Source organism: Candidatus Amarolinea dominans, from assembly GCA_016719785.1.
Taxonomy (GTDB): Bacteria; Chloroflexota; Anaerolineae; order SSC4; family Amarolineaceae; genus Amarolinea; species Amarolinea dominans.
Genome location: JADJYJ010000005.1, coordinates 53,526 through 67,394, shown reverse-complemented (window position 1 = coordinate 67,394; position 13,869 = coordinate 53,526). Strand labels below are relative to the sequence as shown.

10 protein-coding genes and 1 pseudogene are annotated in these 13,869 nt (G+C 57.9%); 8 read left to right on the top strand and 3 right to left on the bottom strand.

What is annotated here, in order from left to right; genetic code table 11:
• The first annotated feature begins 265 nt into the window (after window positions 1-265).
• The 8 genes and pseudogenes from IPM84_08615 to IPM84_08580 all read left to right on the top strand — a co-directional run bounded on the left by IPM84_08615 (window position 266) and on the right by IPM84_08580 (window position 11,887).
• Window positions 266-799 carry a hypothetical protein gene (locus IPM84_08615; protein ID MBK9092823.1) on the top strand — a complete coding sequence of 178 codons (534 nt, stop codon included), beginning with the start codon at window positions 266-268 and terminating at the stop codon, window positions 797-799.
• 2,150 nt (window positions 800-2,949) lie between these two features.
• A complete protein-coding gene (locus IPM84_08610; protein ID MBK9092822.1) occupies window positions 2,950-4,386 on the top strand; it encodes an amino acid permease in 1,437 nt (478 codons plus the stop codon).
• Window positions 4,387-4,657: 271 nt separating this feature from the next.
• Window positions 4,658-6,145 carry an aminoacyl-histidine dipeptidase gene (locus IPM84_08605; GenBank protein MBK9092821.1) on the top strand — a complete coding sequence of 496 codons (1,488 nt, stop codon included), beginning with the start codon at window positions 4,658-4,660 and terminating at the stop codon, window positions 6,143-6,145.
• Between the two features lie 738 nt (window positions 6,146-6,883).
• The gene (locus tag IPM84_08600) at window positions 6,884-7,126 is read left to right on the top strand and encodes an AbrB/MazE/SpoVT family DNA-binding domain-containing protein (GenBank protein ID MBK9092820.1); all 243 of its coding nucleotides are present in this window, start codon (window positions 6,884-6,886) and stop codon (window positions 7,124-7,126) included.
• On the top strand, window positions 7,120-7,467 hold the full coding sequence (gene mazF / locus IPM84_08595; protein MBK9092819.1) for an endoribonuclease MazF: 348 nt from the start codon (window positions 7,120-7,122) through the stop codon (window positions 7,465-7,467). Before IPM84_08600 ends, mazF begins: the two co-directional genes overlap by 7 nt.
• A gap of 236 nt (window positions 7,468-7,703) precedes the next feature.
• Entirely contained in the window at window positions 7,704-8,192 is a 489-nt protein-coding gene (locus tag IPM84_08590; protein MBK9092818.1) for a DinB family protein, read from the top strand.
• A gap of 1,912 nt (window positions 8,193-10,104) precedes the next feature.
• A pseudogene (locus tag IPM84_08585) lies at window positions 10,105-10,735 on the top strand (HAD-IA family hydrolase).
• A 753-nt stretch (window positions 10,736-11,488) separates the two neighbouring features.
• Complete coding sequence (locus tag IPM84_08580; GenBank protein ID MBK9092817.1) at window positions 11,489-11,887, top strand: hypothetical protein; 399 nt, start codon at window positions 11,489-11,491, stop codon at window positions 11,885-11,887.
• Between the two features lie 178 nt (window positions 11,888-12,065).
• Here the strand turns inward: IPM84_08580 and IPM84_08575 are convergent, their stop codons facing one another.
• From IPM84_08575 to IPM84_08565, 3 genes are all read right to left on the bottom strand, one after another.
• A complete protein-coding gene (locus IPM84_08575; GenBank protein ID MBK9092816.1) occupies window positions 12,066-12,866 on the bottom strand; it encodes an ATP-binding protein in 801 nt (266 codons plus the stop codon).
• Window positions 12,867-13,007: 141 nt separating this feature from the next.
• Window positions 13,008-13,319 (bottom strand): hypothetical protein, encoded by a 312-nt coding sequence (locus tag IPM84_08570; protein MBK9092815.1) that lies wholly within the window; start codon window positions 13,317-13,319, stop codon window positions 13,008-13,010.
• Window positions 13,320-13,323: 4 nt separating this feature from the next.
• Window positions 13,324-13,842 carry a DDE-type integrase/transposase/recombinase gene (locus tag IPM84_08565; protein ID MBK9092814.1) on the bottom strand — a complete coding sequence of 173 codons (519 nt, stop codon included), beginning with the start codon at window positions 13,840-13,842 and terminating at the stop codon, window positions 13,324-13,326.
• Between the last annotated feature and the right edge of the window lie 27 nt (window positions 13,843-13,869).

The following is a 13,869-nucleotide window of genomic DNA, read 5'->3' as shown; positions in this document are numbered from 1 at the left end:
TTGGGCGGGTCTGCTGTGGAGGCGTCCATAGGCAGGCGGTTGGAATGGAAGGGGTCGCTGGTTCGCCCAGGCCGGTCCGGTCAGGCTCTGCTGGTGGCGGCGCTGCCCAACATTCCGTGCAGCCGACCGGGGAGGATCTGGGCCGGTTGACGATGTTGGCGGCCCCGGCGGCTGACGGTTGGCGTTGGGCGGCGAGCAAGGTTGTGCTAAAAGCCAACTCAATCGAAAGCCGAGTTGCGTTCGTCAAGTCGGAGCAGTTTTTGCGATGACCGATTTGCAGAGAGACCCGATTGTCAATGCCATACAGAATGGCATTAAGCGCGATATAGAAGTTGCACTCGCCAATGAGCGTTATCGTGCTGCGACAATTCTAATTTACGCTGGAATGGACGCAATGGCATTCCTGAACATGCCAGCCGGTCAGACGGAAGTGAGTCGCGATGACTTCATACGATGGGCTGGAAGATATATTAGGTTTCCTTGCCGAGAGCAACTTACTGGCGCAGATCTATATGGGGCGCGATGTGCAATGCTTCATGCCTACGGCGCAGTATCACGTATGAGTCGGGCCGGGCAATGCCGCATGATAGGCTATATGGATCAATCGGTGCCGGAAGTGCGTTACAACCCTTCGGTTGCTGCTGACCTTGTATTAGTGTCAATACCAGCGCTAAAGGAAGCGTTTTTCAAGGGCATAGATAATTTTCTTGTTGACGCCTTTGCAGATAAAAGCAAGGCTCCAGTCGTCGAAGAACGACTCCAGACATTCATCCATATTTTTCCGGCAAGGCAATCATAAGCGCATTCGCACGCCGCCCAACGCGTGTTGCACCCGACCGCGCTGCGCGCGTGACTCGAGGCGGCGCAGGTAGTTTGCAGGCATCTCACTCGTTCAGGCTCTGGCATCACCCGCGCGGCGGGTGAACACCACCGTTGGGCGGGCTGCCGGAGAGCGGAGATTGGAGACCGGAGACCAGAGATTGGGGACCGGTTGGCGTGGGGCGGTCCGTCGAAGGGCCGTTCACGGGCGGGCGGTTGGAATGGAAGGGGACGCTGGTTCGCCCAGGCTCGTCCGGTCAGGCTCTGCTGGTGGCGGCGCTGCCCAACATTCCGTGCAGCCGACCGGGGAGGATCTGGGCCGGTTGACGGTGTTGGCGGCCCCGGCGGCTGACGGTTAGCGTTGGGCGGATCTGTAGCGGGGGCGTCCACAGGCAGACGGCTGGAATGGTTCGCTGGTTTGTCCAGGCTCGTCCGGTCAGGCTCTGCTGGGGGGGCGCTGCCCAACATTCCGTGCAGCCGACCGGGGAGGATCTGGGCCGGTTGAGAATGTTGGCGGCCCCGGCGGCTGACGGTGGGCGTTGGGCTGCTCTGCCGGAGACCGGAGATTGGAGACCAGAGATTGGAGACCGGTTGGCGTTGGGCGGTCATTCGACGGCCGTTCACGGGCAGGCGGTTGGAATGGTTCGCTGGTTTGCCCAGGCTCGTCCGGTCAGGCTCTGCTGGGGGGGCGCTGCCCAACATTCCGTGCAGCCGACCGGGGAGGATCTGGGCTGATTGACGATGTTGGCGGCCCCGGCGGCTGACGGTTGGCGTTGGGCGGCTCTGCCGGAGACCGGAGACCGGAGATTGGAGACCGGTTGGCGTTGGACGGCCCTTCGACGGGCCGTTCACGGGCAGGCGGTTGGAATGGAAGGGGTCGCTGGTTTGCCCAGGCCCGTCCGGTCAGGCTCTGCTCGGGGGGCCGCTGCCCAACATTCCGTGCAGCCGACCGGGGAGGATCTGGGCCGGTTGACGGTGTTGGCGGCCCCGGCGGCTGACGGTTGGCGTTGGGCTGCTCTGCCGGAGACCAGAGATTGGAGACCGGCTGGTGTGGGGCGGAGCTGCTGCGGGAGCGTCCACGGGCAGGCGGTTGGAATGGAAGAGTTTGCTGGTTTGCCCGGGCCGGTCCGGTCAGGTCGTGTTCGGGGCGCCGCTGCCCAACATTCCGTGCAGCCGACCGGGGAGGATCTGGGCCGGTTGACGGTGTTGGCGGCCCCGGCGGCTGACGGTTGGCGTTGGGCGGATCTGTTGCGGGGGCGTCCACGGGCAGGCGGTTGGAATGAAAGGGTTCGCTGGTTTGCCCGGGCCGGTCCGGTCAGGCTCTGCTGGTGGCACCGCTGCCCAACATTCCGTGCAGCCGACCGGGGAGAATCTGGGCCGGTTGACGATGTTGGCGGCCCCGACGGCTGACGGTTGGCGTTGGGCGGATCTGCTGCGGGGGCGTCCACAGGCAGACGGTTGGAATGGAATGGTTCGCTGGTTTGCCCAGGCCGGTCTTGTCAGGCTCTGCTGGTGGCGGCGCTGCCCAACATTCCGTGCAGCCGACCGGGGAGGATCTGGGCCGGTTGACGATGTTGGCGGCCCCGGCGGCTGACGGTTGGCGTTGGGCGGCTCTGCTGCGGGGGCGTCCACAGGCAGGCGGTTGGAATGGAAGGGTTTGTTGGTTTGCCCAGGCCCGTTCGGTCAGGCTCTGCTGGGGGCGGCGCTGCCCAACATTCCGTGCAGCCGACCGGGGAGGATCTGGGCCGGTTGACGGTGTTGGCGGCCCCGGCGGCTGGGGGTTGGGGTTGGGCGGAGCTTCGGCGGGGGCGTCCATAGGCAGGCGGTTGGAATGGAAGGGTTCGCTGGTTTGCCCAGGCCCGTCCGGTCAGGCTCTGCTGGTGGCACCGCTGCCCAACATTCCGTGCAGCCGACCGGGGAGGATCTGGGCCGGTTGACGGTGTTGGCGGCCCCGGCGGCTGACGGTTGGCGTTGGGCGGCTGTTGCTAGGGCCTGTGCTTATCAAGCAAAAGGAGAGAAAATTATGAAAGAGTAGTCCTGTTTACCTTCGTGTTCGTAGTTTTCGGGTCAATCGCGTTTGATGCGTTGCGTCAAGAAGCAAAAATCTTGTTGAATGGAAAGGAGCTGCTCATGAAAACCGCAAAGAAGTTAGGTCTGTTGACACTAGTCATGTTGATCTTTGTGCCAACCTTCGGGTTCCGTAACGTTACCACCAACGCCGTTGCGTTGGGTCCGGCTGCGATTCCATCGTGGCTGGTGGTCTCCCTCTTCTTCTTCCTGCCGCTCTCGGCCTTTATTGCAGAGTTGGCGTCCGCAAACCAAGAGAAAGGCGGCGGGATATACAGTTGGGTTGAATGCAGCCTCGGGGAGAAATGGGCTTTTATCAGCACCTGGTCGTATTTCGTTGCCAATTTGTTTTATCTGCAGTATGTCTTTGCCAGACTGCCCGTCATGGCATCGTGGGCAATCTTCGGGGAGAATAGATTCACTGATGCAAATGCCAACCTGTTGCCGTACATGGGGATGGTCCTATGTGTTCTGCTGACGTTGGTCGCCGCCAGAGGTGTGCGCTCCTTTTCAAAGCTTAGCGATGTGGGAGGCCCGCTCACGATCCTTCTCGTCGTGCTGTTCATCGTGTTCGCCGGTGTCGGACTGTTGCTTGGAACACCGTCTGCGACGGCATTCACGGCTGGGAACGTGATGCCTGATTTTGACATTACCTATTTTGCCACGTTTGCATGGCTGCTCCTCGCTGTCGCAGGCGCTGAGGTCGCTGGAACCTATATCACTGATGTCGACAAGCCGAGCAGGAACTTCCCGCGCGGCGTGATTATTGCGACGTTGTTTGTAGCTGCGGCGTATATTATCGGCTCGCTGGCTGTGAGTCTGGTTGCCTCGCCGGAAGCCCTTACTGAGGCTGGCTTGGCGAATGCCGAATACGTTGTGTATCAGATTCTGGCGGAGAACTTCGGACTCAACGGCGCAATAATGGTCCGTCTGGTTGCCTTTGTTACATTCGTTGCCTCCATAGGCGGTTTTGTTGTATGGATGGAATCGCCGATCAGGGCGATGTTTGCCGACGTGCCGGAGGGCACATTTCCGCGTTTCCTTACCAACAAAGATAAGACAGGCACGTTGAAGAACGCGCTTTGGACGCAAGCCGCGGTTGTGATTGTTCTGATAGCGATTCCGTTGTTCGGGCTGAGTGGCGTTGAATCGTTTTTCGTACTCGTGACCAATATGACAGCCCTGTCGCTAGTGATACCGTATATTATCCTGGTCGCGGCGTATATTGTCTTCAGGCACAAGAAAATGGAAGCGCCGTTTACCATGTTGAAAGCGGATTCGGTCGCATACACTGCGGCCGGCGTCACATTGGCGTTGAGTTTTGCCGCATACCTCGGCGCCGGGTTGGATTATGTCATGGGCTCGGAGAGCACCAGCGAGGCGATAGGCTTGGTGCTCCAGACGTATGCCGGACCGATTGTCCTGATTGCCGTGGGGTACGGATTCACCTGGCTCACAAAGCGGAAGTATCTTGCGACATTAGCAGCGGGCGGAAAATAGCATTTCTTGTTGGCAATATAGTCAGGCACTGGGACCGTTGGATGGGAATGCTCCAGAAGCAGCATCCCATCGAACGGATCCAGTGTCTATGGTCAAACCTGAGAGGTTTCCCAAAACCTTTCAGGTTGATTTTCAAAGGAGCCAACATGACCTATCCACTCACCCGCCACAATGAGACTACGGTAATCTTGCATGGGAAAGAATGATGTACGGGCATGACCACCTTTTTGTTCTTAGTATGTTATTCCTGTAGTATCAAAGGAGAGATACGATGAATGCAATAACACATGAGATTCTTGACACGTTTAGCCAAATTGCGGCGATCCCTCGCTGCTCTGGCAATGAGGCGGCCATCTCGCATTGGCTGCAACAGTGGGCCGGGGATCATGGTTTCGAGTATCAGGCCGACAGCGTGGGGAATGTGGTCATCCGCATTCCGGCGGCTGCAGGATATGAACAGGCTCCAATTGTGGTTATTCAAGGGCATACCGACATGGTTGGGCAGAAGACGCCCGAGTCGAAACATGATTTCAAGACCGACCCGATTCGACTCGTCCATGACGGGGACTGGCTGAAAGCCGATCAGACCACGCTGGGCGCTGACAATGGCATCGGAGTTGCCATGGGATTGGTTCTGGCAAAGGATCCAAACCTGGCGCACCCGCCGCTGGAATTACTGTTTACAGTGGATGAAGAGGTCGGGATGAGCGGAGCAAGCGCCCTGGGGCCGGAGTTTGTGCGGGGTCGAATCTTGCTGAATATTGATTCCGAAGAGGAAGGCATGTTCACCGTTGGCTGCGCCGGTGGCAGAACTACGACCATCACGCTGCCGCTCACGTTTGCTTCGCTTCCGGAGCCTGTAAAACCCTTTACATTAAGTGCAACAGGCATGAGGGGAGGTCATTCCGGAGATGACATTCGAAAATACAGAGCGAATGCCAATAAAATTGTGGCGCGCGCCCTGAACTGGATCCGAGCGTCCTACGAGATCAGATTGATTGCGTTCAAAGGCGGTTCCATCGCAAATGCCATCACGCGCGAAGCCGAAGCCACGTTCGCGGTTGATCCGAAATATGTTCCGGCGATACAAGCGCAAATGGCTGACTATGAATGCATTGTCCGACAAGAGTATCCTGACGATCCCGATGTGACGATACGTCTGACTGAAGCGGCTTCCGATTTTACAGGCTATGCAACGGCGGCCTTCGACTATTTCGCCAAAGAACGACTTCGAACCGGATTAAGCCAGCAGAACACAGATACCATCATCAACCTCTTGTGCGCGCTTCCGCATGGAGTGGCTCGCATGTCACCGGCTATCGAAGGGCTTGTGGAAACGTCGAACAATCTTGCCATTGTCGAAATCCGCAATAGCCTGCTAAATGTTTTGAGCAGTCAACGTAGTTCCGCGAGATCGCGGCTCGACGAACTCACGGCCCGGATCGAAGCGTTGGCTCTGCTTGCTGGGGCTTCTGTCAATAGCAGTGCCGCGTATCCGGGCTGGAATCCGAATATGGCGTCGCCATTGTTAGCCCGCTGTCAGGAAACCTATCGCAAGCTTTTCGGAATAGAGCCTGGAGTCGAATCGTGTCACGCCGGGCTTGAATGTGGGATTATCGGGTCAAAATACGAGGGCATGGATATGATTTCGTTTGGTCCCACGATTAGAGATTGCCATTCGCCGGATGAGCGCGCGCATATCCCCTCAATTTCTCGGGTGTGGGATTTTCTTGTGAACCTGTTAGCGTCGTATCAATAGACGCATCACGAAAAGTAGTGTGGGTCCACCACTCTAGGAAATTAATAGGGTTTCGTTTTTTAGCAATGTATCGTGTAAAATCCGAAAATGCCCAACAAAGCATGCACCCGACGCTGGGGAGTCTGGCGCGATTCCAAGCCTTTTTCTACGCCTTATCCTTTTTCCAGTCGGACGGCGTTCCGCCGCCCGCCCCAGCGCGGGTAACGCAAACCGTTGGGCGGCTCTGCTGCGGGGGCGTCCACGGGCAGGCGGTTGGAATGGAAGGGGTTGCTGGTTTGCCCAGGTCCGTCCTGTCAGGCTCCGCTGGCGGCGGGGGCAGATCATGTTTCTGCTGCGGGCGTCGCTGCCCAACATTCCGTGCAGCCGACCGGGGAGGATCTGGGCTGATTGACGACGTTGGCGGCCCCGGCGGCTGACGGTTGGCGTTGGGCGGAGCTGCTGCGGGAGCGTCCACAGGCAGGCGGTTGGAATGGTTCACTGGTTTTCCCAGGCTCGTCCGGTCAGGCCGTGCTCGGGGCGGCGCTGCCCAACATTCCGTGCAGCCGACCGGGGAGGATCTGGGCCGGTTGACGGTGTTGGCGGCCCCGGCGGCTGACGGTTGGCGTTGGGGCCGTCCCATGTAATTCGCGCCCTTCACAAGCACATTCTTTCCAGCAACGCGCGTCGCGTCACCCCCGATTTGACAAACACGAGAATCGGACGTATCTTCTATGTAGATACTAAAACAAGGAGAAACGTATGGAAACTCGTGTACAGCGTTGGGGTAACAGTCTCGCCGTGCGGATTCCCAAACCGCTGGCTGATGAAGTCGGACTGACAGACAACTCGCCTGTGCAGCTTTCGCTGCACGATCGTCAGTTGGTAATCGTGCCGGTGCTCAAACCCGCTTTCAGCCTGGAAGCGCTCCTGACCCAAGTTACCGACTTCAACCGCCACAGTGAAATCTCCACTGGCCCAGCCGTGGGGGGTGAAGCGTGGTAGCAGCATCAACGTATGTGCCACGCCGTGGCGATATTGTGTGGCTCACTTTCACTCCTCAGGCCGGCCATGAGCAAGCGGGGCGACGTCCGGCGGTAGTGTTGTCGCCGCTTTCCTATAATGCCAAAGTTGGCTTGGCGCTCTTGTGTCCGATTACCAGCGCCATCAAGGGGTATCCTTTCGAGGTGAGTCTGCCGCAGAGCCTCCCCGTCAGTGGCGTGATCTTGGCGGATCAAGTCAAGAGTCTGGATTGGCAAGCCCGCGACGTGGCGTTTATTTGCGCTTTGCCACCGGTCGTCACGCGTGAAATTCTGCAAAAAGTCGGTCTGCTGTTGGCGGAGTAGCTCTGCCGCTCGTCTTGTGGGGCACGCAGTTGGTCGTCAACACAGTTCGCCGTTTCAGGCGGCGTTCGTTGTTTGGCGGGTCTGGCGCTTGGGCCTGGCCTAACACTGCTTGCACCTGACGCCGCAGCGGCGGCGGTTGTGTGCGTGACGCGAGATTCGGACGCTGCGGCGCAGGTGAAGCGTGCCGTTGGGCGCTGGGCATTACCATCATCATCTACTGAAATTTCGGAGACCTAATGGATATTCTTGATAGATTGCTTGGTCACGATACTTGGACAACTCGCCAACTTCTTTTAGCGTCCCAGTCATTACCTGATGATTTGCTAGATAAAGAATTTGATATTGACCACAAGTCGCTTCGCGAAACTTTCATCCACGTTATTGAAAACATGGAAATTTGGACAGATTTACTTTATGAGCGAGCCGTTCAGGACAAAACTGGAAATACGATTCCAGAATTACTTGAACGTTTGAGCATCGTTAGTCGAGATTTTGCCAATTTAGCGCGTAATATTGTGCGAGAAGAACGTTACGATGATTGTTTTATCGATACTCTCGACAACCCACCTATGAAAAAGACCTTTGGTGGTGCAATTGGTCATGTAATCACTCACAATATGCATCATCGTGCCCAAATTATGTTTTTGATGGAAAAAGCAGGACTGAAGAATCATATTGAAGGAGATTTATTGAGTTGGGAAAGTAATAGTTTCGGCTGGCGTTAATGCCACAAATTAATCTCATGGGAGATTACGTTCCATACCCAGCCAAGTTTTGTGTAAAAAAAATCGCGCCCAACAAAGCGAGCACCCGACGTGTGGGATTCTGCGGCATTTTCAAGCATTTTTCGGGCTTCGGTATATCCAAAACGCCGCCCAACCCGGGTGTCAAGCCGACTGGCGCTCCGCGCCGACCAACCGTGCCGCCGCCGTGTAGTTTCTGGTAGTTCAAGCGAGTCGCCCTAGCGAAGTACGCGCCAGCGGCTTACACCTATCGTTGGGCGGGTCTGCCGGAGAGCGGAGAACTCTCGCCTTCCACACACCTGATCTCTGATCTCTGTCCTGAGACCGGAGACCAGAGATTGGAGACCGGTTGGCGTTGGGCGGTCCTGCGACGGCCGTTCACGGGCGGGCGGTTGGAATGGAAGGGGTCGCTGGTTCGGCCATGCTCGTTCGGTCAGGTCGTGCTTGGGGGGCCGCTGCCCAACATTCCGTGCAGCCGACCGGGGAGGATCTGGGCCGGTTGACGATGTTGGCAGCCCCGGCGGCTGACGGTTGGCGTTGGGCGGCTTCGCTGAATGCTGAATGCTGAATGCTGAATGAGGAAGTAGGAAGGGGTCGCTGGTTCGGCCAGGCTCGTCCGGTCAAGTGGTGCTTGGGGTGGCGCTGCCCAACATTCCGTGCAGCCGACCGGGGAGGATCTGGGCCGATTGACGATGTTGACGGCCCCGGCGGCTGACGGTTGGCGTTGGGGGCTGGGTGGGGGAGCAGGGGGGCTGATTTCGGCGAGATCCATCCACCGGGTTCCGCTTGCGGCGCTGGGTCAGGGTCGCCGGTTTCGTTCCTGCCCTGGGTCGCCTCCCAACAACCGCTTCCAGCCGACCGGGGGTGATCTCGACTCGTTTGGGACGTGGATTGCCCCCGGCGGCTGACGCTTGGCCGTTACGGCGCACGGGAAGGAAGCCATCGGGAGTTCCTCGGCCCGCTGGGGCGTTGGCGGGCAGGCGGCGCAGTCTGCCCGCTCGACGTTGGCGGGTCAGCGCGGTGAGGACGTTGGCGGGCCCGTGCGCCATAACAAGCCGTTGCAGTTGAGCGGCGGACAAGCTGGGCTCGTGGGTAACGTCACGGACGCCGCCAACTGAACTCTACCGTTACGGCGCACGGGAAGGAAGCCATCGGGAGTTCCTCGGCCCGCTGGGGCGTTGGCGGGCAGGCGGCGCAGTCTGCCCGCTCGACGTTGGCGGGTCAGCGCGGTGAGGACGTTGGCGGGCCCGTGCGCCATAACAAGCCGTTGCAGTTGAGCGGCGGACAAGCTGGGCTCGTCGGGAACGTCACGGACGCCGCCAACTGAACTCTACCGTTGGGCGGCTCTGCTGCGGGGCGTCCACAGGCAGGCGGTTGGAATGGTTCGCTGGTTCGCCCAGGCCGGTCCGGTCAGGCTCTGCTGGGGGGGCCGCTGCCCAACATTCCGTACACCGACCGGGGAGGATCTGGGCCGGTTGACGATGTTGGCGGCCCCGGCGGCTGACGGTTGGCGTTGGGCGGTGCAGCAGAGCGTCCACGGGCAGGCGGTTGGAATGGAAGGGGACGCTGGTTCGCCCAGGCCCGTCCTGTCAGGCTCTGTTGAGGGCGCCGCTGCCCAACATTCCGTGCAGCCGACCGGGGAGGATCTGGGGTGGTTGACGATGTTGGCGGCCCCGGCGGCTGACGGTTGGCGTTGGGCGGAGCTGCTGCGGGGCGTCCACAGGCAGACGGCTGGAATGGTTCGCTGGTTTGTCCAGGCTCGTCCGGTCAGGCTCTGCTGGGGGGGCGCTGCCCAACATTCCGTGCAGCCGACCGGGGAGGATCTGGGCCGGTTGAGAATGTTGGCGGCCCCGGCGGCTGACGGTTAGCGTTGGGCAGTCACCATGAAATCATCATGAAATCATCTTGCATAATTTTCGATTTAGATGGAACACTTGTTGACAGCGAATATTTATGCAATCAGGCATTCCTTGATCTTTTACCAGAGTTGAACGAATCGGTTGGAACATTGACGCAACGTTATCGTGGTCAAAACTTAGCCTAATTTTGCTGATATCGAACAACGCCTTAAACATAACCTGCCAAAACAATTTGAAATAGATTATCGGCAGCATGTTTCCGAACTTTTCTCTAGCCAACTTAAGCCTATGCCAAACGTCATTGAAATGCTTAATTCTATTAGATTTCCAATATGCATTGCATCCAGTGCCCCAACGAAAAAAATTCGTCAAGCTCTTCAAGTAAGCGGTTTATCTATTTACTTTGATAATCATATTTTTAGTTCATATGAAGTTGGCTCATGGAAGCCAGAACCCTTACTCTTTCAACACGCCGCAAGTACAATGGGCTTCGCTCCTGCGCAGTGTGTTGTAGTTGATGACAGCAACATAGGAATTGAAGCTGCTTGCGCCGCAAAAATGTTCGCCTTGCAATATCGACCAAACGAAGATTGCCCTACGTTTCCTGGCGCAATTACATTTAGCGATATGTCAGAGATACCAAAATTAATGGATAAGTTTGGGTAAAATATCCACCAATATATATGCACCAATGAAAGTAAATAATACAGTACCAAATTCAAGACCGTCTTGCAAAACCTGCCCAACAAAGGTGCACCCGACGCTGGGGATTCTGCGCACATCCCAAGCAGTTTCACACGCCTTAGCATTTTCCCAGTTGGACGGCTTCGCCGTCCCCGCCCCAGCGCAGGTAACGCAAACCGTTGGGCTGCTCTGCCGGAGACCAGAGATTGGAGACCGGCTGGTGTGGGGCGGTCCTTTGACGGCCGTCCATGGACAGGCGGTTGGAATGGAAGGGGTCGCAGGTTTGCCCAGGCTCGTTCGGTCAGGCTCTGTTGGTGGCGGCGTTGCTCAACATTCCGTGCAGCCGACCGGGGAGGATCTGGGCCGGTTGACGATGTTGGCGGCCCCGGCGGCTGACGGTTGGCGTTGGGCGGCTCTGCCGGAGAGCGGAGATTGGAGACCGGTTGGCGTTGGGCGGTCCTGCGACGGCCGTTCACGGGCAGGCGGTTGGAATGGAAGGGGTCGCTGGTTCGGCCAGGCTCGTCCGGTCAGATCGTGTTCGGGGGGGCCGCTGCCCAACATTCCGTGCAGCCGACCGGGGAGGATCTGGGCCGATTGACGATGTTGACGGCCCCGGCGGCTGACGGTTGGCGTTAGGCGCAGCAAACCATCAGCATGGGGCAACTGATAGAATGAGGGATGGCTTGCTCCTGGCGCGGAAACGCACGCCCTCGTCAAAACTAATCAACCAATGGAGTGAACTCGTTCAACGTGATGGATATGAGCGCATCCGACCTTTCACCGGAAGTTCTCGAAAGAGTTGACCAAGCGCGAGCTGCGCGCGAAGCCGTGCGCGCCGAAGACCCTCAGTTCTTCGCCGCCATCTCAACCATGATCTTCAAGGCTGACCCGATCGGCATCAACTTCACGATAAACACCGATGAGTATGACCCCGAAGCAGGCACGGTGATTCCGCGACTCAGCGCATGTCAAACGGCTGATGATGTGACTGCGGTGCTCTATGAGGAATTTACGAAGTGGTTTGAGGCTGAAATCGCTGGCAAGCGCGCCGATTACGTTGAACTGGCCCAAAATCTCTGGACTCTCAGCCAAGAGCGAGCGGCGAACCGACCTGACACCCAATCCAGCAGATAATCGGCAAAGGCGGTGTGTGTGGTAGCGATCGGCAGTTCGTTCCGTTTGGCAGTTCGCAGCGCAGCAGTGCGGCCACGGTTCGCCGTCATGGGCGGCGCTTGTCGTTTTGCGGGTTTGGTTGTCAAGCGACAATTAGATTTACACATCAGCGACAATTAGAATTACCCATTTTGAATGGTTAGTTTCGAATTGCCTCAACCTGGCCAGGCTGAGCCTGACCCATTTCCTGTGATTGGCGGCGGGCGGCTGCTTCCGCTCGCATACTGGTCATTTCGGACCCGAACTCGATGATCCGGCTGTGATGAACCACGCGGTCGATCGCCGCGGCCGTGGTCAAGGGATCTTTGAAGATTTGATCCCACTGTGAAAACACGAGATTGGAGGTGATCACTACGCTGCGGCGCTCATAACGCTCAGCCAGAAAAGTGAATAACACTTCCATTTCTTCCCGGCTCTGCTGAACATAGCCGATGTCATCGAGGATGACCACCTGAAAGCGATCGAGCCGTTTCAGTTCCGGTTCCAGTGCATAGTCCCGTTTGGCTCGCAGTAAGCCGTCGACCAGTTTATAGGTCGGAGTGAACCAGACGCTGTAATCGTGGTGAATCCATTCGTAAGCCAACGCGGCGGCCAAATGTGTTTTCCCAGTCCCGGGTTGGCCAAAAATCAATATGTTTTCTGCCTCCTTGATGAAACCGCCCTCGATCAGGCCAGCTAATTGGCGGCGCAAGCGTAAAGGCAGCCGGGACTGCTCAAACCGGGCCAGGGTTTTGTCGGGTGGTAGGTGAGCCTCACGTAGCAAGCGCTCAACCCGACGCTGCTGGCGACCGGCTGTTTCCTGCTCTAACAGATAGAGCAGGAAACTCTCGAGAGACCAGTCCTGCTGCTGGGCCAGGCTCAGGGCTTCCGGTACGGCCTCGGCGATGCTGGGCAGCCGCAGGCGTTTGCAGTGTTGCGCAATTGGTTCAAGCACTGTCATCGTTCACCTCCCTGAGTAGGGCATCGTACTGGGCCAGATTGACTGATGATGTCGCCAACTGGGGTATCGCTGGTGATGGAGACTTGATCAAGCGTTCAACGTCGGTGTCATCCCAGGTTTCTGGACTCTCCAGCAAACGTTTCAGTGCGGCTTCCACGTCACTTTCAGGGTGTGCGCCGCCCAATGCACGATGCGTAGGTAGATCAGGTCGGCTTTGCGCGGTGAGTGCCACTGGTTCAAGATTTCCCAGGCTTGCCGGAAAACAACGGTCGGAAACAAGGCTTCCCGGTAACGGTAATCCCGAAAGCCGCCGGGTTTGCGTAGCAGGCTATCCACTAAGTGCCGATAGTTCAGTTGATACTGATTTTGGCCCACAAGGCGGGGCATCTTTGCCATCAGGTTTCGCCGGAAGTAGACTTCCAGGTGCCACTCATGGATGTGAACGATGACCATTTGGCTAAATCAGGCTGGTCGGTACGGAGTAGGCATTGTGCTGCACCCGGATCATGCTACCCCGGCCGACTCTCACCCGGCATTCTTGATACGATTCCAGCGGAGGTACCGTCAGTGGCTTCATCACCGCTAATTCCTCGGCCAGGCGCTCCCGCCGACGTTCGTTGCGCCGGGTCATCACCTGAGCGATGAAGTGCTCATAATCTGTCACGGAGGCAAAATCCGAGCTGCTGCGCAGTAGCAGATGCTGGCGCAACGCCTGCTTGAGCGCACCGTTGGCCGCTTCGATGTCACCGTTCTCTTCGGGGCTGCCGACATGGATGGTCCGCGGCTGCATCCCATAATGCTTCAAGAGAGCCAGGTAAGCCAGATTATACTCCCGGCCCAACTCATCGCTGGCGCTCAGTGAGTGGGTAACCGCCGACGAATTGTCGGTCTGATGGTACACCGGCACCGCGCCCAAGTTGAACAGGGTCACCTGCAAGGCGCGCTGGTACGCCAATAGTGATTCCGATTGTGCCACCACCCCCATTCCCAGTTGGAGTAGGGT